Source organism: Pseudoflavonifractor capillosus (genome assembly GCF_016902575.1).
Classification (GTDB): domain Bacteria; phylum Bacillota; class Clostridia; order Oscillospirales; family Oscillospiraceae; genus Enterenecus; species Enterenecus capillosus_A.
On sequence record NZ_JACSNZ010000005.1, the window covers coordinates 1 to 24,935 of the forward strand.

Annotated in this window: 23 protein-coding genes and 1 other RNA gene; 11 read left to right on the forward strand and 13 right to left on the reverse strand. The window is 54.5% G+C overall.

Annotated features, from left to right (window positions below):
• Positions 1–316: 316 nt before the first annotated feature.
• On the forward strand, positions 317–901 hold the full coding sequence (locus tag H9X86_RS03000) for a helix-turn-helix domain-containing protein (RefSeq protein ID WP_204900104.1): 585 nt from the start codon (positions 317–319) through the stop codon (positions 899–901).
• A gap of 248 nt (positions 902–1,149) precedes the next feature.
• Here the strand turns inward: H9X86_RS03000 and H9X86_RS03005 are convergent, their stop codons facing one another.
• A complete protein-coding gene (locus tag H9X86_RS03005) occupies positions 1,150–1,965 on the reverse strand; it encodes a choice-of-anchor A family protein (protein WP_204900105.1) in 816 nt (271 codons plus the stop codon).
• A gap of 123 nt (positions 1,966–2,088) precedes the next feature.
• Positions 2,089–2,367: an alpha-helical endospore appendage domain-containing protein gene (locus H9X86_RS03010; RefSeq protein WP_204900106.1), complete on the reverse strand. Its 279-nt coding sequence runs from the start codon at positions 2,365–2,367 to the stop codon at positions 2,089–2,091.
• Between the two features lie 154 nt (positions 2,368–2,521).
• On the opposite strand from H9X86_RS03010, the gene H9X86_RS03015 reads away from it, so the two are divergent.
• The 3 genes from H9X86_RS03015 (at position 2,522) to H9X86_RS03025 (ending at position 6,286) form a co-directional block, all read left to right on the forward strand.
• Entirely contained in the window at positions 2,522–4,225 is a 1,704-nt protein-coding gene (locus tag H9X86_RS03015; RefSeq protein ID WP_204900107.1) for an ABC-ATPase domain-containing protein, read from the forward strand.
• Positions 4,226–4,355: 130 nt separating this feature from the next.
• Positions 4,356–5,858: a Y-family DNA polymerase gene (locus tag H9X86_RS03020; RefSeq protein WP_204900108.1), complete on the forward strand. Its 1,503-nt coding sequence runs from the start codon at positions 4,356–4,358 to the stop codon at positions 5,856–5,858.
• A complete protein-coding gene (locus H9X86_RS03025; RefSeq protein WP_204900109.1) occupies positions 5,855–6,286 on the forward strand; it encodes a hypothetical protein in 432 nt (143 codons plus the stop codon). Before H9X86_RS03020 ends, H9X86_RS03025 begins: the two co-directional genes overlap by 4 nt.
• A 41-nt stretch (positions 6,287–6,327) precedes the next feature.
• Here the strand turns inward: H9X86_RS03025 and H9X86_RS03030 are convergent, their stop codons facing one another.
• The 11 genes from H9X86_RS03030 to rnpB form a co-directional block, all read right to left on the reverse strand.
• Positions 6,328–8,028: a CvpA family protein gene (locus H9X86_RS03030; protein WP_204900110.1), complete on the reverse strand. Its 1,701-nt coding sequence runs from the start codon at positions 8,026–8,028 to the stop codon at positions 6,328–6,330.
• 123 nt (positions 8,029–8,151) lie between these two features.
• Positions 8,152–8,457 carry a thioredoxin gene (gene trxA / locus H9X86_RS03035; RefSeq protein ID WP_204900111.1) on the reverse strand — a complete coding sequence of 102 codons (306 nt, stop codon included), beginning with the start codon at positions 8,455–8,457 and terminating at the stop codon, positions 8,152–8,154.
• Between the two features lie 74 nt (positions 8,458–8,531).
• Positions 8,532–10,829, reverse strand: a complete 2,298-nt coding sequence (locus tag H9X86_RS03040) for a xanthine dehydrogenase family protein molybdopterin-binding subunit (RefSeq protein ID WP_204900112.1) — start codon at positions 10,827–10,829, stop codon at positions 8,532–8,534.
• A gap of 2 nt (positions 10,830–10,831) precedes the next feature.
• Positions 10,832–11,302, reverse strand: a complete 471-nt coding sequence (locus H9X86_RS03045; protein ID WP_204900113.1) for a (2Fe-2S)-binding protein — start codon at positions 11,300–11,302, stop codon at positions 10,832–10,834.
• Position 11,303: 1 nt separating this feature from the next.
• Positions 11,304–12,095: an FAD binding domain-containing protein gene (locus H9X86_RS03050; protein WP_204900114.1), complete on the reverse strand. Its 792-nt coding sequence runs from the start codon at positions 12,093–12,095 to the stop codon at positions 11,304–11,306.
• Positions 12,096–12,212: 117 nt separating this feature from the next.
• On the reverse strand, positions 12,213–12,791 hold the full coding sequence (locus tag H9X86_RS03055) for a nucleotidyltransferase family protein (RefSeq protein WP_204900115.1): 579 nt from the start codon (positions 12,789–12,791) through the stop codon (positions 12,213–12,215).
• Between the two features lie 202 nt (positions 12,792–12,993).
• Complete coding sequence (locus H9X86_RS03060) at positions 12,994–14,337, reverse strand: RsmB/NOP family class I SAM-dependent RNA methyltransferase (RefSeq protein ID WP_204900116.1); 1,344 nt, start codon at positions 14,335–14,337, stop codon at positions 12,994–12,996.
• Positions 14,338–14,364: 27 nt separating this feature from the next.
• Positions 14,365–15,162 carry an HAD family hydrolase gene (locus H9X86_RS03065; RefSeq protein ID WP_204900117.1) on the reverse strand — a complete coding sequence of 266 codons (798 nt, stop codon included), beginning with the start codon at positions 15,160–15,162 and terminating at the stop codon, positions 14,365–14,367.
• Between the two features lie 113 nt (positions 15,163–15,275).
• Complete coding sequence (locus H9X86_RS03070) at positions 15,276–15,983, reverse strand: queuosine precursor transporter (RefSeq protein WP_204900118.1); 708 nt, start codon at positions 15,981–15,983, stop codon at positions 15,276–15,278.
• Complete coding sequence (locus H9X86_RS03075; protein ID WP_346011424.1) at positions 15,980–16,693, reverse strand: radical SAM protein; 714 nt, start codon at positions 16,691–16,693, stop codon at positions 15,980–15,982. Before H9X86_RS03075 ends, H9X86_RS03070 begins: the two co-directional genes overlap by 4 nt.
• A 92-nt stretch (positions 16,694–16,785) precedes the next feature.
• Positions 16,786–17,164: RNase P RNA component class A (gene rnpB, locus H9X86_RS03080), an RNA gene on the reverse strand.
• Positions 17,165–17,267: 103 nt separating this feature from the next.
• Between rnpB and murD the strand changes: the two genes are divergently transcribed.
• The 7 genes from murD to H9X86_RS03115 are packed head-to-tail and all read left to right on the forward strand — an operon-like array spanning position 17,268 to position 24,912.
• Positions 17,268–18,656: a UDP-N-acetylmuramoyl-L-alanine--D-glutamate ligase gene (gene murD / locus H9X86_RS03085; RefSeq protein WP_204900120.1), complete on the forward strand. Its 1,389-nt coding sequence runs from the start codon at positions 17,268–17,270 to the stop codon at positions 18,654–18,656.
• Entirely contained in the window at positions 18,653–18,805 is a 153-nt protein-coding gene (locus H9X86_RS03090) for a hypothetical protein (protein ID WP_204900121.1), read from the forward strand. Before murD ends, H9X86_RS03090 begins: the two co-directional genes overlap by 4 nt.
• Positions 18,806–18,810: 5 nt before the next feature.
• Entirely contained in the window at positions 18,811–20,061 is a 1,251-nt protein-coding gene (locus H9X86_RS03095; protein ID WP_204900122.1) for a methionine gamma-lyase family protein, read from the forward strand.
• A gap of 46 nt (positions 20,062–20,107) precedes the next feature.
• Positions 20,108–20,767, forward strand: a complete 660-nt coding sequence (gene yunB, locus H9X86_RS03100; RefSeq protein WP_204900123.1) for a sporulation protein YunB — start codon at positions 20,108–20,110, stop codon at positions 20,765–20,767.
• Positions 20,768–20,788: 21 nt separating this feature from the next.
• On the forward strand, positions 20,789–22,810 hold the full coding sequence (ligA, locus tag H9X86_RS03105; RefSeq protein WP_204900124.1) for an NAD-dependent DNA ligase LigA: 2,022 nt from the start codon (positions 20,789–20,791) through the stop codon (positions 22,808–22,810).
• Between the two features lie 19 nt (positions 22,811–22,829).
• A complete protein-coding gene (locus tag H9X86_RS03110) occupies positions 22,830–24,008 on the forward strand; it encodes an aminotransferase class I/II-fold pyridoxal phosphate-dependent enzyme (protein ID WP_204900125.1) in 1,179 nt (392 codons plus the stop codon).
• A complete protein-coding gene (locus tag H9X86_RS03115; protein WP_204900126.1) occupies positions 23,998–24,912 on the forward strand; it encodes a DNA/RNA non-specific endonuclease in 915 nt (304 codons plus the stop codon). The genes H9X86_RS03110 and H9X86_RS03115 overlap by 11 nt, the downstream gene beginning before the upstream one ends.
• Positions 24,913–24,935 lie beyond the last annotated feature (23 nt).

Sequence of the window (24,935 nt, forward strand, 5' to 3'; positions counted from 1 at the left end):
AACGCCTTTAGGCGTGGCTAGTAACAAAGGGCTTTGCCCGCATATGAAGAACCCCCGGCTATGCCGGGGGGTTCCTATTGTCCTGGCCTATTTTGCAACAGGCCCTTTTGTTTTGGGAACTGTAAGTAATTTCAATGTTCGGTGGAAGTCATTTCTGGCTTTGCCAAGGTTTCCGCCCTTTGTGAAAATGCAGATACGGAGCATAAGTGGTGCCCCACTTATGCTCCGTATCTTGTTTGTCCTACGCAGCGTAGGTTGTGGCAGGGAGAAATGGCTGATATAATCACCCTACAAACTACGAAATGGAGGAAATTCCGTGAACCAATATGTCACAGGAGCTGTGATCAAACGTTTGAGGGAAGGAAAAGGTCTGACACAAGCTCAACTGGCGGAGAAAATAGACGTCAGCAGCAAAACCGTGTCCAAGTGGGAAACAGCAAAAGGATTGCCGGATATCTCACTCATCGAGCCTCTTTCATTGGCCCTGGGCGTCTCAGTGATGGAGTTGCTGTCCGGAGATGCGGTAGTCAACCAAAATAAGTCCGCCAACATGCTCCGTTCTGCCTTTTATGTGTGTCCCATTTGCGGCAATGTGATCCACTCTATGGGTCAGGCGGCCTTCAGCTGCTGCGGTGTGGCTTTGCCTGCCCTGGATGCAGAGGAATTGGATGAGGCGCATAGGATAACCATCGAAAAAGTAGAGGACGAGGAATATCTTACTGTGAATCATCCTATGACCAAAACCCACTTCATCTCTTTTCTGGCTTATGTTACATCGGATCGTTTTCAGATGGTAAAGCTGTACCCAGAGGGGAACCCATCTTGTCGTTTCCGGTTTCAGGGACGAGGATATTTATATCTCTACTGCAACCACCACGGTTTGATGAGACAGCGAATTTGATCAAACAACAACCAGCTCCGTGCACAATGTGCTGAGCTGGTTGTTGTTTCATATGGATTCCAGGAGGGGACACAGCTGGTGTTGAAAGATCTAATCCGGGTGATATTGTGTGCGGACCATGGTCATTGTGCACTTCTTTTTTACACTCTGTAATCATAAATGCAATCCTGAAACAAATCTAGCTTGCTTTTTAGAGCAGTCTGCTGCAATGCAACGAACCCCAACAGAACGGTGATGGCCTGACAGCGTCACTGAGCAACGGGTAGCTCACCTACGAACAATTCGTTGTGACTCTCCGCATTTCCGGTAAAGGAGGAGAAAACGATATTGCCGTTGAGTTGACTGAAGGTGGTGGTAGCATCAGCAAAGGGCGCAAGTACCGAGCCGTAGATGGCAGTGGTGCTGTTGGACCAGGTCAGGGCCTCGGGGTAGTTCCACACGATTCGGCGGGCATGGGCCCTGGTGGCTGCGGTGCCATTGCGGAAGATCGGGTGGCTGCCATATTGGATATTGGGCCCGGTGATGTTGATGAGGGTGGTGGAGGAGAGGGGTGCGGTGATGTTAATGCCATTGAGCTGGTTCAGAGCCAGCCCGGTTCCATAAATATCAGAGCTTTCAAAGTTGAAGATATTGAGGGCTTCGTCGGTGCCGCTCAAATTGAGCTGACCTGACACCACCTCGCCTACGCCATTTGGCTCCAAAGCGGCCCAGTAAATGGAGGCACACTTCAAATATCGCTCTCCCTCAGTAAAGTCAATGGGTGTTCCGATCACCAGCGAACCGTTGGGATTGCCCATGGTGTAACCGATGACGGTACTGCTGGGACTGATGACGGTATTGCCGCTGGCATTGGATCCGGCAGAAACATTTACGTTTCCTGCTATCACAAAGGAAGGGTCGGTGTTGGCCGGGGGAAGCGGGGCAATACCGGCTCCCACGCCATAGTTACTCAAGGTGGCAGTTCCGCCTACGGCCACCCGGCCCTCGGCATCCGTATTGCTCAGAGACATATCTCCAAATACAAAAACATTATATTCGTTGGCCAAGCCAAAATTTGTTGTCATGCTGGAATCCTCCTGGACAAAATAATGAGGCGTTGTTACCTTATGGCGCAGTACATGCCACCGCAAAAAGGTTGGGAGCTCCCAGAGAAGGTCCATCCTTGTGCGGGTTATTCCACGGGCATATCATCCTTGGGGCACAGATAGTACCGGAAGATGGACAGCTTGGAGTGGAGGAATCATTTCCAGTCTGGACACAGCGTTCACCATAGACTCCACAGACTTGTTGGTGAGCAACAGAACCTCGGGGCTAACGTCCTCCATGACCACCATCTTCTGGATTTTTCCACCTTCGGCATTGAGAATGTGAGACAGGGCAGTTTCCTCCAGAGCCACGGACTGGATGATGTCCGTAATGGCCTGTGCTCTAGTGGCGTTGCTGGGCGTAATGACTGGCATTTCCATATGATATCAACTCCATATCCAATCTAAGCTTGCGCTCCTCCTATCCTATGCAGGGGGTGCGCCCAATGTTCCGGGAAAATGAGTGGCGGTTGAAGGAGACGTGAACTTGGGGTATACTGAACTTGTAAACACTTTGACGCAGGAGGGCCAACGAATGCAGACTGCCTCACAACTTCAACAGCTTCTTACCCGTATTGATCGCAGGAGCTATCCCGCCTACAAAGAAACTCGGGGTACGTACCAGTTTCCCGACTATATGTTATCCATTGACCATGTGCAGGGAGATCCTTTTGCAGCTCCCTCCAAGTTGAGTATCCATGTGAAAGGGCGGAGAGCCGGATTTCCACCGGCTCTGTATGCACAGCCTTGCCAACGCATTGCACTGCAAGATGCCATTACCCGCCTGTTTGAGAAGCAAGCCAGCCAAGTATCCGGGGTAGCCAAGGGATCTGGTCACAGTGGCCTCATTTCCATCAGCCGCTGTGGTCAGGAAGTGCTGGAGCGCACGGCATGCAGCATAGATGCCGTCACTGGCGATGTTGTTTTACGGCTGGAGGTAGGCTTCCCAGCCAACGGGCGCACCATCAATGCCAGCCAGTTGAGCAAAATTCTCTTTGATCTGCTTCCCCAGTGTGTGGAGCGTTCTCTGTTTTATGTCAATCTGGACAGAAAGCACCTTCAGGCAGTGGCAGATTTGGCCGAGGATCAGCAGTTCATCCGACAGGCCTTGCCCCAAATGGGACTGTGTGCCTTTGTGGCCGACGGCAGTGTGTTGCCCCGGGCCTCTGGAATCTCTGCACAGCCTATGAAAGGCAGTGTGCCATTTCGTTCGCCCCGGGAGTTGGCTGTCACGCTGGAGTTGCCCCATAGAGGGAAAATCACCGGTATGGGGATTCCCCAGGGAATCACATTGATCGTGGGGGGAGGGTATCACGGAAAATCCACTCTGCTCAAGGCTCTGGAGCTGGGGGTATACAACCACGTCGCAGGAGATGGTCGAGAATATGTCATCACCGATGATACCGCCGTAAAAGTCCGGGCCGAGGACGGTAGAAGCATCAAATGTACAGATATCTCCATGTTCATTCAAGGTCTGCCCAATGGGAAGGACACCGCTCGATTTATCACAGAGGACGCCAGTGGCAGTACCTCTCAAGCTGCCAATGTGGTAGAGGCTATGGAGGCGGGCGCCAAGGTACTGCTTATGGACGAGGACACCAGCGCCACCAATTTCATGATTCGAGATGAGCTGATGCAGCGAGTGATACGCCGGGATAAGGAACCCATTACGCCGTTTTTGGAGCGGGTGGAGGAGTTGTATCACCGCCACGGTGTCTCTACCATCCTGGTGGCGGGCAGCTCCGGGGCCTATTTCCACGCTGCCCACCACATCATTCAGATGGACTGCTATGTACCCCGTGACATCACTGAACTGGCCAAGGAGGAAGCCCGGGCGTTTCCTGCTGCCTTCACGGGGTTGGAGCCAGCCAAAACCCCAAACGATATCCGTTGCCCTAAGCCTTCAGGTGATCTAAGGGGAAATGAACGGGTGAAGATCAAGACGCTGGGCCGGGACGGAGTATCTATCAACCGTGAGAGCATTGATTTGCGTTATGTGGAGCAGCTTACAGATGCTGAACAGCTTACTGCCTTGGCCTACTGTATGGTGTATGCCTATCAGCATCTGTTAGACGGGAAAAGAACCCTGCAGCAGGTGGTGGCTGAATTGAATGCAGCCACAGAAGGCAGGGGATTGGAGAGCCTGGTGGGGCGTGGCTTTAGTGTGCCATTCATGGCCCGGCCCAGGCCCCAGGAGATCTTTGCCTGCTTCAATCGGTATCGTGGGCTGAGAGCGTAAGAAATCAACCAGTTTGACAGGTAATGTGAACCTGACTATTCCCTATGGGGGTCGGAGCACATAAAAGTCCCAGTTATGGGACATTCTTTGAGGTAGAATTTTTCCATCATGCTGGAGGGAGGTGTGGTACATGGCGGAGAGAACCTATCTTTCCATCGACTTGAAATCGTTTTACGCATCCGTGGAATGTATTGAGCGGGGCCTTGACCCCATGACCACCCATCTGGTGGTGGCAGACCAGAGCCGGACGGAAAAAACCATCTGCCTGGCGGTATCTCCCGCTCTGAAGGCCTATGGAATTTCGGGACGAGCCAGGCTCTTTGAAGTGGTGCAGAAGGTCAAAGAGGTCAATGCTCAGCGACAGCGCAAGGCTCCGGGCGGCATTCTCACTGGCTCTTCCCATCAGGCACCCCAGATCCTGGCCTGCCCGCAGCTGGCCCTGGACTATCTGGTGGCTCCGCCCCAGATGGCCCACTACATTGATTTCAGCACCCGGATTTATCAAGTATATTTGAAATATATAGCTCCGGAGGATATGCACGTTTATTCCATCGACGAGGTGTTTATGGATATCACGCACTATCTGGACACCTACGGAATGACCCCACAGGAGCTGGCCCAAACCATCCTGCTGGATGTGCTCCACACCACAGGTATTACCGCCACGGCCGGGATCGGCACCAATTTGTACCTGGCTAAGGTGGCCATGGACGTTGAGGCCAAGCATATCCGGCCGGATAAAAATGGGGTGCGCATTGCCTGCTTGGATGAAATGAGCTACCGCCGCAATCTATGGACACACCGTCCCCTCACAGATTTTTGGCGGGTGGGCAGGGGATACGCAAAAAAGCTGGAGCGCCAGGGACTATATACCATGGGAGACATCGCACGGTGCTCTCTGGGCAAGCCCAGCGATTATTATAACCAGGAACTGCTCTACAAACTCTTTGGGGTCAATGCCCAGCTGCTCATCGACCACGCTTGGGGGTGGGAGCCGTGCACCATCGCAGACATTAAGGCCTACCGCCCCAGCGCCAATAGCTTAGGGTCAGGGCAGGTGCTGCAATATCCCTACGAAGCAGACAAGGCCCGGCTGGTGGTGCGGGAAATGACGGATCTTCTGGTGTTGGATCTGGTGGATCACCGCCTGGTTACCAATCAGATCACCCTGACGGTAGGCTACGACAGAACAAATCTGGAGGACCCCCAGCGACGGCAAGCCTATCACGGTGCAGTTTCCACGGATGTCTATGGCCGAGTCATTCCCAAACACGCCCATGGGACAGCCAATCTGGAAAGGTACACGTCATCCGCCCGGGAAATCGAGGCGGCTATGACACGGCTCTTTGACCGTATTGTTAACCCCAATCTTCTGGTGCGCAGGCTGAACATCACTGCCAATCGGGTGCTGCGAGAAGATTGCTTGCCTCAAGATCGGCCGCAACAGATGAGTTTGTTTGCCGATGATAGTCAGCAGGAACAGATTCGGCTGGAGCGAGAGCGGCAGAAGCAGCAGGCCATTCTCACCATCAAAAAGAAATATGGAAAAAACGCTGTGCTCAAGGGCATGAACCTCCAGGAGGGGGCAACAGCCCGGCAGCGCAACAACCAGATCGGAGGGCACAAGGCATGAAGTCAGAGCTGCATCCGTATCGGGACATCCTCCATATGCCTCGTCCCACACAGTATGCTCGTCCTCCCATGTCCCGGCAAGATCGGGCGGCCCAGTTTGCTCCCTTTGCCGCCCTTACCGGCCATGATGCCGCCATCGGGGAGACGGCCCGTATCACACAACAGCGGCGACACCTCACCGAAGACGTCCGAGAGCAATTAGATCGCAAGCAGCAAATTTTGCAGACCCACGCCGGGGATCACCCTCCTGTCACCGTGTGCTACTTCCAGGCAGATTCCAAAAAAGCAGGCGGTTCGTACCAAACGGTGACTGGACACCTGCGAGGTGTGGATTGCTATAAGCGGCTGCTGCGCCTTACAGAGGGAACGGAGATCCCCCTGGATGACATTGTGGAGCTGAACAGCCCTCTGTTTTCTCAAATGGATTGACAAAAGCGCCACCGACAGAAGTTTGTCGGTGGCGCTTTTCCTTAAGATTCCGGTAGGGCAGCAGGGGCATCAATGGTGAGAGAATATCCTTGGGCGATTGCCGCATTCTCTTCTGTGACCTGATGCTCAATGGTCACCTGGTCTCCCACATTTAGAATCACAGCCTCTTGGTTATCCCGGGCAGAGAGAGCATAGAAGACCGTCTGACCCTCCAGACGCACATAGTAGTAGGTGTTGCCATCCAGGACTGCAGAGCGAATCTCAGCCACGGTTCCTTGAACGGTGGTCTGGGGTACTTCCTCTTCCTGGGTCAACCCCTTGTCTGTGAGCATCCGGATATACTCCTGCTCACATTGAGAAACTGTATTTCCGGTGGCCACCAGCTGATACTGAGCCACATTGACCATGGCATAGCTCTTCACCAGTAGAGTGTCATCTTGCAAAGGAATGAAATAGGTGGGCTGACCTGCCACATTGATGAGCAAAGGGAAGGTGGCGGTGTAACCCAGGTCCTGTACCAAGCCCTCCGCAGATGCCTGGGCAGCTTCCTCAGTGGCACCGGGGGCATCATAGAAGAAGGTCTCCTTGGTGCGCTGGTTGGAGAGCAGGAATCCCAAATTGGATTGGTCTGAGTTGGCAGAAGTGACCCCGGTGTACACATACACATCGTCATTGATGGCAATATAGTTGTACCCTTCGGTGGTCACTGTCACGTCCTTTTGGCCAAAGATGGAGTTGAGGAATCCGTTGACCAACGTGCCGTAGTAGTCGTACTGCTGCATGATGAGGGCGGGGGTATACAGATTATCCACCCAGGAAGGCACCTCGTCATAATATTGGCTTTCCCCGGTGATGGCATTGCACAGCACCGCACCTTGGATGTCGGTGCCGCCAAACAGTCCGATGGTCTTTACCACCCGGGGAGCGATCCACCAAGGCTGTCCGTCCTCATCAATTTCAAACCGAGGGGTGGAGAACATAAACGTGGGGTACTGGAAGCGCAGATGCCGCATAATATTTCGGTTGAGCGGTTCGGAAAAGGAGTATTTCATTCCCTCATTCAGCCGCACCACCTGGGCTTCCTGGGTAACCATGTCCACCAATACATAGGCAGGGAGGCCCTCGCCCCGGTTTGTCAGCCATTTGATCAAATCGGCATAGGCCACAGGTGCCACCCGCACGGGACGGCCCTGGTAATTGATCTGAGTGGAGTCCCCGCCGTACTCGAACTGACTGACCATGTCGCTGAGGGTGCCCATTTGTCGATCACCCAGGTATTCCGCCGAAGTGCGATCCAACGTCGGAATTTCGTCAAAGGAGATTTGGCTGATATCCTGAGCAAACTCCCCGCTGTTCACAGTCAGCAGCTGGCGGTAATCCTGGGCCCGAAAGATAGGCAGCGAAACGATTTGACCCACACCCCCAACCACAACGAGCAGCAGCATGAAAATGCCAACGGGCAAGCACTGCTGTTTGATGAAACGGAAGTATTGTTTTACTTTTTCCTTTCCGTCCATCACCACATGGCTGTCTTGAAATCCAGAGGTGACCAGGGTGCAGATCATATAGACCAAGCATAGCAGGAACAAGAAGCCGTAAAACTCTGTGGCCTGAAGGTTAATGGCCGGTAGGGTGACGTAAAAGTAGACAAACCCCACCACAGCCGTCACCAAAAGATTGACCAGAATTTTCCCCAACTTTCCCTTCGGCCACGGGATGGTCTTCCCGTTGGATTTTTTCATAGCTGGTTGCTCCTTTCGCATTCGTAGGTTTGAGGTCAGTATACCCGTTTTGTAAGGAAAAAGCAACGGGAATACCAAACAACCCCCGCAGCCGTGTAGAAACAGCTGCGGGGGTTGACCTGCTTACAGCATGCGCAGGATGGCTTCTTTGGGCTGTACACCCACAGACTGGGCCACGGCCTCGCCGTTCTTCATCACCACCAAGGTGGGAATGCTCATCACTCCGAACTGGCGGGCCAGGTCGGGCTGCTCATCCACGTTCACCTTACCCACCTTGATGTCAGTACGCTCGGCAGCGATCTGGTCAATGACGGGGGAGAGCATCCGGCAGGGGCCGCACCACTCAGCCCAGAAGTCCAGCAGCACGGACTGGGAGGCCTGGAGGACCTCGGTATCAAAATTTTCCTTGGTAATGGTCATAGCTTTCATAGGAACATCTCCTTTAGGTTTGTTGTTTGATGGTGTTATCATACACCCGTTAGCATTTCCCTTCTGTGACAAAATCACACAGAGGTTTTTTCGTAGTATTTCTCACCCAGCAGAATCTTCTCCGGGGTAATGGGCAATTCTCTGTGCCATACACCAGTGGCGTTGTACACTGCATGGGCAATGGCAGGGGAGGGGGTGTTGATGACGATCTCACCAATGGATTTGGCGCCAAAGGGGCCGGTGGGCTCGTAGCTGGACTCAAATTCCACGTGGATCCGTCCCACGTCCTGGCGTGTGGGGATCTTATACTGCATGAAGGAATTTTCCCGGATGGCACCCTTGTCTGTATAGGTGATGTCCTCATACAGAGCCATGCCGATACCCTGGGCAATGCCGCCCTCGGTCTGTACCCGGGCCAAATTGGGGTTGATGACGGTGCCACAGTCCACGGTGGCCTCGTAGTTGAGCACCTGGATGGCGCCGGTGGCCATGTCGATCTCCACCTCTACCATGCCTGTCATATAGGGGGGCGGGGAAACGGGAGAAGAGGTGGTAGCAGTGAACTGGGTCTCAAACTGGTTGTTGACCATGGAGGCGGTGGCCACGTCCACCAGAGAAACCTTGCGCTGAGGGTCGCTGACACAGATCACTTCCTTGCCGTCAAACTCCGTGTCCTCCACGCCGCACTTGAGCAGAACGGCGCCAATCTTCTGGATGCTCTCCCGCAGCTTCTGGCAGGCCTCTTCCACCGCACGACCGGTGAGATAGGTGGTGGAGGATGCGTAAGAACCGGAATCATAGGGGGAGGCATCGGTGTCTGCACCGTAGACTACCACATTGTCCACGTCGCATTCCATTACTTCAGCCGCCATCTGGGCCAGAATGGTGTCACAGCCCGTACCCATATCAGCAGCGCCAATGGTCAAGGCATAGAATCCGTCGTCATTGAGCTTGATGGTGGCACCACCAATATCCACATTGGAAATGCTGGAGCCCTGCATGGCCATGGCCACACCCACACTGCGCACCTTGCCGTTGCCCATGTCCCGGCAGGGGTACTTTTCATCCCAGCCCATACGCTCAGCAGTGGCCTTAAGGCATCGGTCCAGAGCGCAGGCATTACAGGGCTCATAATAATAGGCGGGGAGCACCTGGCCCTCTGCCACCAGATTCATCTCACGCAGCTTCACAGGATCCATCTTCAACTCGGCAGCCAGCTCGTTGACAATGCTCTCCACAGCAAACAGACCCTGGGTAGCGCCGTAACCACGGTAGGCTCCGGCCGCCTGCACATTGGTGTATACCACGTCGTAGCAGAAACGATAGGCCTCTTGATTGCGGTTGTAAAGCGGAATGGATTTATGCCCGGACAGACCCACGGTGGTGGGGCCGTGCTCTCCGTATGCTCCGGTGTTGGACAGGGTATACATATCAAACCCACGGATGCGGCCATCCTTCATGGCACCGATGCGCACCGTGATCTCCATCTCATGACGGGGGCTGCCGGCGGTCTGGCTCTCCTGACGGCTATAAACCAGGTAGGCAGGTTTACCGGTTTTCCAGGTGACCAGAGCAGGGAAGATTTCCGTGACACAGCTCTGCTTAGCGCCAAATCCGCCGCCGATACGGGGCTTGGTCACCCGCACCTTGGACTTAGGAATGTCCAGGGCATGGGCGATGATGCGTCGGGCGTGGAAGACGATCTGCGTGGAGCTGAGCACATTCAGCCGCCCGTAAGTGTCTATATAGGTGTAGGTGCGGAAGGTCTCCATCATGGCCTGGCTGTTGGCTTTGGTATGGTAAGTGCGCTGGAGAACAACGTCACAGTCAGCCAAAACAGCCTCGATGTCGCCGTGGCCAGTCTCCTCATGGGCACACAGGTTGCGGTGATTATCCGCCCCCACAGGACAGTGCGCGATCCAGTTGTCCTCGGGGTGAACCAGAACAGGGTTATCCTTGGCAGTGCGGAAGTCCAACACAGCAGGAAGCACCTGATAGGTGACTTTAATGAGCTTTAGGGCTCGATCCACAGCCTTTTCCGTTTCCCCGGCCACCACAGCCACGGCATCCCCGTGAAAGCGCACATGGCGATCCAGCAGCAGTCGGTCATAGGGGCTGGGTTCAGGGTAGGTCTGACCGGCCATGGTAAATCGCTTCTGGGGCACATCCTTGTAGGTGAAAATGGCCTCGATTCCCGGCACCTTCATGGCGATAGAGGTGTCAATGCTCTCAATCATGGCATTGGCGTGGGGGCTGTGAAGTACCTTCACCACCAGAGCATTGGGGTCACGAAGATCACCGGTATATACCGGCTTTCCTGTGACCAGGGCCATGGCGTCCTTTTTACGAACGGGTTGGCTCACATGTCGCATATTCACGCCCCTCCTTTCTGGGCATCCTTGAAGGCCAGATAGGCCTGGATGCCTCGCAGCTGACCCTCATAACCGGAGCAGCGGCACAGATTACCGCTGAGGTAGGAGAGAATTTCCGCCTCGGTGGGGTGGGGGTTTTCCCGGAACATGGCAATGGCGTTCATCATCAGGCCGGGATTGCAAAATCCGCACTGCTCAGCGCCCTGGTCAGCGATGAAAGCACCGAAGTCGGCAGCCTCCTCCTGGAGTCCCTCCAGTGTGGTGATGCGATGACCTGCCACCCGGGCAGCCAGCATAGAGCAGGACAATACCGGTTTATCGTCCATAAAAACGGTGCACAGACCGCAGTTGGAGCTCTCACAGCCACGCTTGACGCTGGAGCATCCCAGTCTGCGCAGTACATCCAGCAACAGGCTATCCGCTTCAATGGCGGTGGTTACAGGTTTCCCGTTGAGTTCAAATTTCAGTTCCATGTTAGTTCTCCTCACAAGCGGCCATAACACCCCGCTGCACCAGTGTGCCGCAGATCTGTTGGCGATATTGGGCACTGCCCCGCATATTGGAGCCAAAGCTCAGCTTCTCGCTGACATAGGAGCCAAACTTTTGGGCACTTTCTATATTTACACCCTGGCACAGCAGCGACTCCTGGTCACGCACTACCTTGGCCTTGTGGGGGCGTGCACCCACCGCAGCTTGCCAAACGCCGTCCACACAGGAAACAGCGCAAGTAAGAATGGGAAAGTCGGTGCGGGCGTGACGCATGGCTTGGTAAGAAACCTGGATGGGACGCTTGTCCACCACCAGCTTCACCAGAATGTCCCGATCCTGCTCCTTCTGCGCATACTCCTCCAGAGAGAGTACCCCAGCATGGTGGCACACCACCTTGGCGTTTAGTGCTAAGAATATGGTGAGCACATCGGAGAAGCCATAGCGGCCGAAGATAGATCCGCCCACTGTGGCAGTGTTGCGGAACTGCACACCCACAATATCTTTCACTGCATCAGCCACGGCGTTATGGGTGAAGGCATTGAGGGCTGGGTGCAGCTCCAGCTGACGCATTGTGACCATGCACCCGATTTCAAAAGCGGTATCCGTCTCTACAATGGTGTCCAATCCCAGATTGGACAGGTCGATGGCAGTGTCCACATTGCGGGTGGTCATTTTCATCCAGTGCATTCCGCCCAAAATGAGGTTGGACTTCTTTTGATTCAATTCATAGGCTTGTTCCAGACTCTCTGCCCGGATATATTGTTTGATGGTCAACAAGATACTTCCTCCAAACCTTATATATTCACACGTTCGGCCAATGCACAATAATACACAATATATTGTACCCTAATTTTCTCGGTATGTAAAGCGACAAAAAAGCACACCCCATACCCATCAGGGGTGCGCTTGTAAATACTGTTGGATTTTGGATAATTGCTCAGGGATGTCTGCATCCCATAGCTCATGTGCCCCCTTCGCCTCCACATAGTATACCGGTGTTTGACCCACAGCGGCCATACCGCCCCGCTCCCCAGTCAACTGCATCAGAGCAGGGAAGAGGTGGGAGGGAAAGATGGTGGGGCTGGAGTGCTGCCCTTCATAGGAAAGTCGGTGAACGGCTTGAGGCAGGGAGAGAAAAGCATCTACCAGCCGTTGGATGGTGTCTGCGCTGCACAGGGGCTGATCTCCCATCACAAACAGGCACCCATCCGCTTCTCTCAGGGCCTTTAACCCCAGTCGGATGGATTGACTCTGAGGCCCACCCTGGTAGGCACAGACCTCCATGCCCTGATCTTTGCATAGCAGCGCAACCTCTGGGTGACTGACCACAGCTAAAATCTGAGCAAACAGGGGAGTGGGGATTGCATGCAACGTGTGTGATAAGAGGGGAGCGCCACTAACTGGAGCCAGTAGTTTATTTTCACCGAAACGCAGGCTTTTCCCCGCAGCTAAAATGATACAGGCAATCCGCATCGACGTTCCTCCTCACAAGGAAATGATGTACAGCAAATCCTTGGCACCCAAGGTTTCTTTTCCCTGGTTGGTGGCAACAAATCCAGAGTATGCCACCAAAGGCGGCATTCCATGCCTGGATTTGAATATCGGCCAAAACCGGGGCATCCTCTGGAACAGCTGGGCGAAGCATTATCTCCATATTGGGCATCTCTCCTCACGTTTAGCGCAGCGTACGCCGCAACCCTTTGGGAAAGTGATTTTTCAACACCCCGTTACTCCCTTTGACCCAGCCCAGGGACAAGCCGTCCACCTTGAGCAGCGTCCAACCGTTTTGGGTTCCGGGGATGGTATTTCCAGAGAGATAGGCGGCAATCTCCGGGCTGTCCACGGGGTAATCCACCTGAGACGCTGTCTCCTTCAGCCACAGAGCCAGGGCATGAGCAGGCTCAAAGCGATTTTTCAGCAGCTGACCCAGTTCCAATCCTGCCCGAAGCACTTTCAGCCCTTTCAACGCAGGCATTTCACTGGGCACCATCCACAGATTTTTCCCAAAGGAAATTAGCTTACCGTCCGGCAATACAACCCCGGCAGCTTGACAAAATTCCGTCAGCTCCTTGGGGGCGGAGATGCCAGGCTCCAGAGGCTGTGCCTGTCCTGCTTCATCGCCCTGCCGTTCCAGCACCGCCGCAAAGTGGCCCTCTCCATGTAGATGGTGCGGCCAGAGCCGGAATGTGCGCTCCAGACCGCAGGGCGGGGCATCCACCCAGTCCGGGCGACCGGGCGTAAACCAAGGCGCCTCCACGGCAACCAGGGAGAAATCCGGATGGCTTTGGAGAAATCCGGCAATGACCCCCTCATTCTCCTCTGGAGCAAAGGTGCAGGTGGAGTATACCATTCGTCCACCGGGACGGAGCATCTGGGCAGCAGAATGGAGAATTTCGCTCTGCCGATGGGCACACATCTGAATGGTCTCCACACTCCAGTCGGTGGATGCAGCTTCTTCTTTGCGGAACATTCCCTCCCCAGAGCAGGGAGCGTCCACCAAAATGCGGTCAAAATACGCCTGGAATCGTCCGGCCAGCTTGCGGGGATGCTCATTGAGCACCAGGGAATTGGCCACAGCCATACGCTCCAGATTGCGGCTGAGAATGACTGCCCGCTTGGGTTCAATTTCGTTGGACACCAGCAATCCCTGTCCATCCAGCAGGGCAGCTAACTGAGAAGACTTACCTCCTGGGGCGGCACACAGATCCAGCACCCGCATCCCGGGTCTCACATCCAGTAGCCCGGCCGGGGCCATGGCGCTGGCCTCCTGGAGATAGTACAGTCCTGCCTCATGGTAGGGGGACAGGCCAGGTCTGGTGTTGGGATCGTAATAATACCCCAGTTCTGCCCAGGGTACTGGAGTCAGGCCAAATTGACTCAGAGGCGGGGGCGTAGCTGTTTTCAATTTGTTGATGCGCAGCGCCACCCAACGGGGATGCTCTGCAGCGGCTAGAAATTGTGTCAGTTCCGCTTGGCCCAGCTGCTCTTCCAGCCGTTTGAGAAATCCTTCTGGAAACATAGGTCGTCCTCCATTTTGCGGGAAATATCAGGGCAGTTGGTTGGTGTCCAGATAATGACGCAGCACGTCCTCCACCCGGTGGCAGGTGGTGGGAAACCGCTTGAGCAGTTCCTCTTCTGCTGACGCCATCAGGTATGGATGTCCCACCACAGAGAGCATGGCTACATCATTCCAGTTGTCGCCAAAGGCCAGGACGTTCTCAGGTTTGATTCCCAGCACATCACATAGGCCCAGAACGCCTTGTCCTTTATCTGCAATGGTAAAGTCCAGCCAATCCTCGCCTGCCACAGCCATTTGAAAGACCTGAGACCAAGTGGGGCCCAGGGCATCCGCAGCAGGCTGAGTCCCCAGAGGGCAGTAGGCGGACACCTTCAGTATTTCCTCTGGGATCTCCGCCACATCCTCCACAATTTTCAGCTGAAATCCCTTAAAGTCCCGCATATGCGCTACGTACTCTTGGGTGCACCGACACAGATAGGCATACTTTGCCCCGGTAATCAGCAGCTGGCTGTCCGGCAAGTCCAAAATTTCACGGGCCAGGGCTAACGATTTCTCTCTGTCCATGGGGAAGGATGTGAGAATGGGAGCTTTCTCCTCAGTGCCGGGGCCATAGACGACCCCACCATTTTCACACACGTAGGATAGCTCATCGGCCATGCTCGGGAAGAGCGTACGCAGCGAGTGATACTGCCGCCCGGAAGTGGGACAGAAGGGGATCCCTCGGGCCTTGAGCTGCTGGATGAGGGTAAATACTTCGTCGGAAAGCACGGTGTCGCCGTAAGGCAGCAGAGTGCCGTCAATATCGCTGACAACAAGTTGGATCATATGGTTCATTCCTCCAAGCGGAAACGATGTGAAATCCCGGTGATTATATCACATTGTCCCGATATTCACAAGAGAAAACCCTCCACGAAAGGGTCTCGTGAAGGGTTCAGGTGTCAAGACTGGGATGCCTGTTTTTTCTCGTGAATGAGCCGGGCCCAATATACAATAGGGGTGTCCAGCAGGGAAGTGAAGATAAAAATCACGTAGCTGGATAGAACGATGGACACCAGGGTGGAGGTATCATACATGCCATAGAAGGCAAAAATGGTGTACAAAATGGCGTTAAGCAGCTGAGAGATAAGGGTTGATCCATTGTTGCGCACCCAGAGGAAACCACGCCGGTCACCACTGAGACGCTGGGTCAAATCCCACCATTTGTGATACAGCCACACATCAAAGATTTGGACAATGGCGTACACTGCCAGGGAGGCCAGCATCAGCCTGGGAGTGTTGGAAAAAATGATTTTAATGGCGGGTGTTGCCCAATCCCCGGAAGATGGCAAATACATTAACCATGACTGGGACACCAGCACAAAGAGGATGTTGGCGGCGATGCCGATCCAGACCGCCTGCTGTGCTTGTTTTTTTCCTGCAATCTCGCTGAGGATATCTGTTACCAGGAAGGTAGTGGCGAAGAGAATATTACCCAGGGTCATCTCCATGCCAAAGGCCTGCACCAAAATCAGCACCTCGATGTTGGCGGCAATGGTGGCAAAGACGGTGAAGCTCAGCAAGCCGCTGGTGCCAAACAGAGCAAACCATACCAGCACTGAGCCGTACAGGACCAGCAGGGTGATGATGAGCAGCATTTCATTTCTCATAGTTTTTCTCCTACTCCAAAGTCTGTATTATCCAGCAGAATATCCACCCTGGGGTTATCTTTATACAGAGGATAGACCTTCTCAATAAAGATCTCCCGCACAGCCGAGTCCGGCTGTACTTGGGTTGTATTGGGCACCATAATATTGATACACACTCGCTGAAAATGGGCAAGCCCCGTCTCCACGTCTCGCTTCATGCTCTCCTCGTTCTGGCCGGAAAGTCCAAAAAGAAGGCAGCAGTCGTCAAAGGGGGCTGCAATGGCAGCGGGATCACTCTCGTCGATGCCCTTGTCCAGTACCTGCTCACGGTATACCGCATCAAAGGTCTCCACGCCAATCTTCACGTGCAGGCAGATCCCCATGGATTCAAAATGCTTGCGCAGCGCAGGCAGGGTCTTGCGAAACAACCAGTGGCTCTCCACATGAAGATCTCGAATCCCCCGCTCCCGGCACACCCGATCCACCTCCAACAGCGTGGAGGGGTGCAGCTCGGCAAAGGAGCCGGAGTTAATGACCTCTAAACGGTGGTATTGACCAGTGACGTGGGACAGAGCCTCCCGGTTCAACTCTAGATTGGCCTGTTCGTCCTGTGAAGCGTCCAAATGGTAGTCGCAAAATCGACACCGCTTCCAGGCGCAGCCCCGGCCGCGCAGCAGCACGATCTCCCGTGGATTCTTATCTTCTATGACGGAATAACGACTGAGCTCCACTGCCATCTCTCCTCGACAAAAAATACGGCGCACTCCTTGCAGAGTACACCTGAAAATGAAACAGCCCGCACCCAGCAGGAGCGAGCCGTTTTGGTACAAGTGAGCCTATAAGCCGGGTTCTGTCCTTTAAGACAGCCATCTATCTAGGCGCAGCGTTGCCACTACGCTCCAGCCACCTCCTCAACGCAGCCGGGCCGGCTTTGTGTGCGTTTCCACGGTGTTGCTCCGGATAGAGTTTACAGCGATGAGCAGTTCCCAGTCATCGGGCGGGCGCTTATCTCCGCCTTTCCACCCTTACCTTAGCCACCGCCCCTCTTTCGAGGGCCATACTAGACTAAGGCGGTATATCTCTGTTGCACTTTTCCTGAAGTCGCCTTCGGCGGGCGTTACCCGTTATCCTTGCCCTACGGAGCCCGGACTTTCCTCATGAACGGCCTTTCGACCTGCCCACGCGGCTGTCCAGCTTACTTGCCGTATCATTGTACTTCAACTTTGCATGATTGTCAAATGGCAGTTTATGCGTTATAATATTCTGATGTCATTTACTCCTAAAGGGAAAGGGAGGCCGAAGTCAATGGAATCAATTTTAACAGATTATTTGAACTCTCTCAAGGGGAAAAAGATTGCCGTTATCGGCATGGGGGTGTCCAACGCCCCCTTGGTAAAGCGGATGTTACAGGCCGGACTGAGCGTCCGGGTATGCGATAAGCGGGAGCGGGAGAATTTTGAAGGCCTGGCCGAACTGGAGGCCAAGGGTCTGCGGGTAAGCCTGGGCGCCAACTATCTGGATGGTGTGGAGGGCGCCGATGTGATTTTCCGCACCCCCGGTGTCCGTCCTGACGTGCCTCAGATCACCCGAGCGGTGGAGCAGGGAGCGCGGCTGACCTCCGAGATGGAGACGTTTTTGGAGCTGTGTCCCTGCAGCGTCATTGCGGTCACTGGTTCGGACGGCAAGACGACAACCACCACCATCATTGCAGGCCTTTTGAAGGCAGCTGGTTACCGCACCTTTGTGGGTGGCAACATTGGACACCCACTTCTGTGCGAGGTGGATGAGATCCGTCCCGACGACATGGTGGTACTGGAGTTGTCCTCCTTCCAGCTGATGACCATGAAGCAAAGCCCCAATATTGCCGTCATCACCAACCTGTCCCCCAATCATCTGGATGTTCACAAGGACATGGAAGAATATATTGCTGCCAAGCGCAATATTTTTGCCTACCAGGACACCGGGGACAAGTTAGTGCTCAATGCAGACAATGAAATCACAGCCAGCTTTGCCTCTCAGGCCAGAGGAGAGGTTACCTTGTTCAGCCGGAAGAAGAATCTGGAGCGCGGGGTCTGCGTACGGGAGGGAATGATCTGTTACCACACCCGCCCCATTCTGGCTGCCGACGATATTCTTATCCCCGGTGTACACAACTTGGAGAACTACATGGCAGCCATTGCCGCCCTAGATGGCCTGGTGTCGGATGAGACCATCCGGGAGTATGCCAAATCCTTTGGCGGAGTGCCCCACCGCATCGAGCTGGTACGGCAGCTGGACGGGGTGCGCTACTACAACGACTCCATTGCCTCCAGCCCTACCCGCACCATCGCCGGACTGCGTTCCTTCCAGGACAAGGTGATCCTCATCGCCGGTGGCTACGACAAGCACATTCCCTACGACGTGCTTGGCCCACAGATCGTCCAGTCTGTCAAGTGCCTGATTTTGACTGGAGCCACCGCAGACAAGATTGAACAGGCTACCCGGCAATCCACCGGCTATACCCCAGGCAACCCTGAGATCATCCGCTGCGACAACCTGGAACAGGCCGTGCACACAGCCCACGACCAGGCAGAAAGCGGGGATGTGGTCATTCTCTCTCCCGCCAGCGCGTCCTTTGACTGCTTCCGCAACTTCGAGGAGCGGGGCAACAAGTTCAAACAGTATGTAAATACGCTGGAGGGTGCTCATTCTTGAATATCTTGGAAAGCCTTAAAATTCTGTGTCAGACTGGGGGCCCCTCCGGTTACGAACACGCAGTGGCTTCGGTGGCTGCCAGTGGCGTGCAGGCCTGCGTGGACCTGGTGGCCAAGCTGGCCAATACTAAGCTAGAGAAAGAGTGTTAAATATAATGTCTTTACAGTTTTCTGACGAGTTGCGTACCCTGGCCCAGCGGGCAGAGGAGACGCTGAAGGAGCAGTTCGCCCGCATTGATGCGGTAGCAGAGGCGAACACCCTGCGGGTGTTGGATGCCTTCCGTCAATTCCGGGTAGCAGAGAGCTACTTCGCCGGTACCACTGGGTACGGCTACGACGATCTGGGCCGGGACAAGCTGGACGAGATCTATGCCCACCTCTTCGGTACGGAGGATGCTCTGGTGCGTATCGGGTTTGTCAACGGCACCCATGCCATCTCCGCCGCTCTCTTTGGCTGTCTGCGCCCCGGAGATGTGCTGGTGTCCGCCGTGGGGGCCCCCTACGACACCCTGTTGGGCGTCATTGGTGTGACAGATAAGGGCTCCGGGTCTTTGAAAGACTTCGGTGTGGCCTACCGACAGGTAGATCTCACTCCGGAGAATACCCCGGATCTGGATGGGCTGGCCCAAGCGGTGGCCGACCCCAAGGTGAAAGCAGTGCTCATTCAGCGCTCTAAGGGTTACTCTACCCGTGCATCCCTGTCTGTGGATGAGATTGGCCAGATGTGTGAGATCATCCGCCGCCACAATCCCAACACTGCCATTTTGGTAGACAACTGTTACGGAGAGTTTGTGGAGGAGAAGGAGCCCACCCACGTGGGAGCTGATTTGGTGGTTGGCTCTCTCATCAAGAACCCTGGCGGTGGTCTGGCCCCCACTGGGGCCTATCTGGCTGGCCGCCACGACCTCATTGAAGGGGCTGCCATGCGTTTGACCTGCCCGGGAATCGGCAAGGAGTGCGGTTCCACTCTGGGGAACAATCGGCTGCTCTATCAGGGCCTGTTTATGGCCCCTCACACTGTGGCTCAGGCCCTAAAGACTGCGGTGTTTGGAGCTGCCCTCATGGAACAGATGGGGTATGCCACGGAACCTCACTCTTTGGCACCACGCCACGATATCATCCAGATGATTCACCTGGGTAATGGGGAAGGAGTCAAGGCATTCTGTCGTGGCATCCAATCCGGAGCTCCTGTGGACTCCTACGTAACGCCGGAACCCTGGGATATGCCTGGCTATGACTGCCAGGTGATTATGGCTGCCGGAGCCTTTATCCAGGGTGCTTCCATCGAACTGTCCGCAGACGCTCCTATGCGAGAGCCCTATACCGTCTATCTCCAAGGCGGACTCACCTATGAGTCCGGCAAAGCGGGCCTGATGCTGGCTGCTCAGGAACTGTTGGGACACTGAATGAGTCAAGCCCCCGGGTGCATACAATGGCCCCGGGGGTGATGACGTGTCAGTACCATTGCGCTGTCGGTTGCAGCGATGGAGTCAGCGGTCAAAGTCTCGTTTTCTCGTCCTGACCCTGTTGCTCTGTCTCTTAATACTGCTTCTCTTCGAGTTTTTTTCCAACCATCTTCGGCCGGTAGTGGAGACCGTTGCCGTGAGTGAAGCCACCAACCTCATCTCTGTTGCCGTAGCAAATGTGGTAGAGCAGTGTATGCAGGAGCAGGGATTGGGGTACGATGATTTGATGGAAATTCGTCAAACCCAGGAGGACGGAATCGTCACCGTTACCGGGCGCACAACCGTCATCAGCCAGCTGAAAAGTGAGATCATACAGTCCTTGGTAGCGCAGTTGGAAACCCTGGACGCAGGGCAGTTGGGGGTACCCTTGGGCAATCTCACTGGGTGGATGCTGTTTTCTGGGCTGGGTCCCAAATTACGGGTGTCCATCGACTCGGTGGGAGATGTGACGGCACAAGTGCGTAATTACTTTGAAAGTGCGGGCATCAATCAGACGCACCACCAAGTGCTCATGGATATCTCCGCCACAGTGCATCTGTTCATTCCCGGCGAAATCACTTCTGTGACAGTAGAAGATACCGTATGTCTGGCCGAAACGATACTCATCGGGAAAGTCCCTGACAACTATATACAAACTGGATCATAATCACAAAGGAGCTCAACGGATATGGATCCCTTACAGCAAATTCAGAAGCTCCGTCAGGAGCTCAATCAGCACAACTATCAATATTATGTTTTGGATCAACCCACCATCTCTGACTTTGAATACGACCATATGCTACGGCAGCTGGAGGAGCTAGAGCAGGCATATCCCCAGTGGATTACCCCAGACTCTCCCACCCAACGAGTGGGCGGAAAAGCTCTGGATAGCTTCAACCAAATCGCCCACCGGGTCCCCCTCCAGTCTCTGCAGGATGTCTTTTCTCCGGAGGAGCTGATGGAATTTCACCAGCGCATCTCTCAAAACGAAAGGCTGGAATACTTGTTGGAGCCCAAGGTGGATGGCCTGTCCGTAGCCTTGGAGTATGAAAACGGGGTTTTTGTCCGTGGTGCTACTCGTGGAGATGGCATGGTGGGAGAGGATGTCACCGAGAACCTGCGCACCATTCGTTCCATCCCCATGGTGCTGGAAGGTGCGCCGGAGACCCTCATTGTCCGGGGCGAGGTGTATATGCCCAGGAAAACCTTTGAACGGCTCAATCAAGAGCGAGAGCTGCGGGGTGAACCTCTGTTTGCCAATCCTCGCAACGCTGCTGCTGGCTCCATGCGTCAGCTTGACCCGAAAGTTGCGGCATCTCGTGGCCTTGACATTCTAATTTTCAATATTCAGTATGTAAACGGAATTACCTTTACAGCTGATAGTGACAGTTTGGACTATTTACGGGGTTTACGATTCAAGGTCATTGACTATCTCAAATCCTCTGACATGGATGAGATTCAACGGGAGATTCAAAAGCTGGGAGAGCAGCGGGAAAAATATCCCTTTGATATCGACGGAGCTGTTGTGAAGGTGAATAGCTTTACTGTGCGTGAAGCTCTAGGAGAAACTGCGAAGTTCCCCCGTTGGGCTGCTGCCTTTAAGTATCCACCCGAGCAAAAGGAGAGTGTGGTACGAGATATCGTCGTACAGGTGGGACGTACCGGGGTGCTCACACCCAAAGCAGTGGTGGATCCCGTACGGTTGGCAGGAACGACGGTGACCAACGCCACCCTTCATAATCAGGATTTTATCTCTGAAAAGGATATCCGCATCGGGGACACCGTGGTTGTGCAGAAGGCAGGGGAAATCATCCCGGAGATCGTTTCCGTTGTTGCCTCCAAGCGCCCTGACGGCACCGTGCCTTACGAACTGCCCCACCAGTGTCCGGTATGTGGTGCCCCAGTGGTGCGTGATGAGGACGGGGCTCACGTGCGTTGTACAGGCGCAGAGTGTCCTGCACAGCTGCTGCGTAATCTCACGCACTTTGCCAGCCGGGATGCTATGGACATTGAAGGCCTGGGCCCCGCAGTGGTAGAGGCTCTGGTGCAGGCTGGGCTGGTACGCACCCCTGCTGATCTCTACACCCTCCAGCAGGATGAGGTAGCCGAGTTGGATCGGATGGGGCAGAAGTCCGCAGAGAATCTGCTTGCTGCCATCCTGCGTTCCAAGAAAAATGATCTGTCCAAACTTCTCTTTGCCTTTGGCATTCGTCAGGTAGGGCAGAAGGCTGCCAAGGTATTGGCAGCCAAATTCGGCTCCCTGGAGGCACTGGCACAGGCCGGGGTAGAGGAGCTTACCGCCATTGATGACATTGGCCCCATCACAGCTGAATATCTGACAGCTTGGTTTGCGTCCCCTCAGAGCCAGCATTTGGTGCAGAGTTTGGTCCAGGCAGGGGTGAACACCTTGAGTACCGCCGTACCGGTGGGAGACCGCCTGGCAGGGCTCACCTTTGTCCTCACCGGTGAGCTGTCACACAATTCCCGGAAAGAGGCAGGTGCAATGCTAGAGGCTTTAGGGGCCAAGGTGTCTGGCTCCGTGTCCAAAAAAACCAGCTGCGTCATTGCAGGGGAAGCTGCCGGTTCCAAACTCCGCAAGGCCAATGAATTGGGTGTCCCCGTGCTGGACGAGGATCAATTCTTACAACTGGTCAGCGATGATGCCCAGCTTTATCAGCCAATTCTGGCATCTATCACCGCCGAGAAATAGAAAACGAGGTAAGATTGTCATGCAATACAAAGAGGCCCAGCGCATGGAACAATTCCAGCCTGGTATTTTCAACGTCCTGGATGAACGCCGTCAGCAGCGTCTGTCCCAGGGGTTGCCCGTCTATAACCTGTCCATCGGCACCCCGGACTTTCTTCCCGAGCCACATGTGGTACAGGCACTGGCTCAGGCGGCATCCGACCCGGACAACTATCACTACTCCCTCACTGAACTGCCCCAGCTGGTGGATGCCGTACAGCAGTGGTATCTCCGTCGCTACGGGGTCAAATTAGCACCTGACGAGTTGATGAGTGTCTACGGTTCTCAGGAAGGGCTGACTCACGTTGGCTGGGCACTGTGTGACCCGGGAGACGTGGTACTGGTTCCTGATCCTGGCTATCCTATTTTCGAAATGGGCCCCGCTCTGTGTGGCGCCCATATAGTCCGTTATCCTTTGATCAAGGAGAAGGGGTATCTGCCAGATTTGGATGCCATTGACCCGGAGCTAGCCCAAAAGGCCAGGTTGATGGTGGTGTCCTATCCTGCCAACCCCGTGTGTGTCACGGCACCGGACGAGTTCTACCACAAGCTCATTACCTTTGCCAAAGCAAACAACATTATTATTCTCCACGACAATGCCTACTCCGACATTATCTTTGACGGCCGGGAAGGTAAATCTTTTCTGGCCTACGAGGGGGCCAAGGAGGTTGGTGTGGAGTTTAACTCTCTATCCAAGACCTATAACCTCACTGGGGCTCGTATTTCCTTCGTCCTTGGCAACAGAGAACTGATTCAGACATTCCGGAGGTTGCGCTCCCAAATTGACTATGGCATCTTCCTGCCGGTGCAGTATGCGGCCATTGCAGCCCTCAATGGACCTCAGGAAAGCGTGGCACGCAATCGGCAGGAATACCAAGCCCGACGTGATGCCCTGTGCGGTGGTCTGCGCTCCATTGGCTGGGATGTTCCAGACAGTCAGGGCAGCATGTTTGTCTGGGCGCCATTGCCCCAAGGGTATCACAACTCTGTGGACTTCTGTTTTGAATTACTGGAACGAACCGGACTGTTGTGCACGCCCGGCTCTGCCTTTGGCCCTCTGGGAGAAGGGCATGTGCGGTTTGCCCTGGTTCAGCCGGTGGATGTGATGGAGAGAATTGTAGATGCTGTGGCAGAAAGCGGGATTGTCAGCCATGAAGAATAAGATATTGATTTTCTGCCTTTCTGTGCTGATGGCGGTGCAGATGATTGGCTGTTCCACCACCTCTGTGCCAACACAAAGTCTCCCTGCCACCACTGTTCAACCCAGTGCTTCACCGTCTTCCAATGAGATTACTTATACCTTAGATTCCCTGCCTCCCTATGAGGATACCCCCTATGTGGTGCTCCAAGATAATGTGCCGGGCTTCCAGGAGTCTGATTTTGCCACCGAAGCCTTTGAAACCTATTCTTCCTTGGATGAGTTAGGGCGGTGCGGTGTCGCTTATGCCAACATCTGCACGGAGCTGATGCCCACGGAGGAGAGAGGGGAGATCGGGCAAGTGAAGCCCTCCGGCTGGCACACAGTGACCTACGACGTGGTAGACGGAAGATATCTATACAACCGTTGCCATCTCATTGGATTTCAGTTGGCTGGTGAGAATGCCAATAAGGAAAACCTCATTACAGGCACACGGTATCTCAATGTGGAGGGGATGCTTCCCTTCGAAAACCAGGTGGCAGACTATGTCAGGGAGACGGACAATCACGTCCTCTATCGAGTTACCCCTGTGTTTCAGGGGGATGATCTGGTTGCCTCCGGCGTTCAGATGGAGGCCTACTCCGTAGAAGACGGCGGCGAGGGTATCTGTTTCAACGTTTACGTCTATAACGTCCAGCCCGGTGTGGTCATCGACTATGAAACCGGGGAGAGCTGGCTGGACGAGAGCGTTTCACCCTCTGAAGGTATGGACACTCATTACGTTCTCAACACCAACTCCAAGAAGTTTCATCTCCCGGATTGTTCCGGCGTGCAGGACATGAAGGAATCCAACCGTCAAGATTACCAAGGCACCCGGAAGCAGCTGCTGGAACAGGGCTACACCCCCTGCAACATATGTCATCCATAAAATCACAGACAACGGAGTCTATC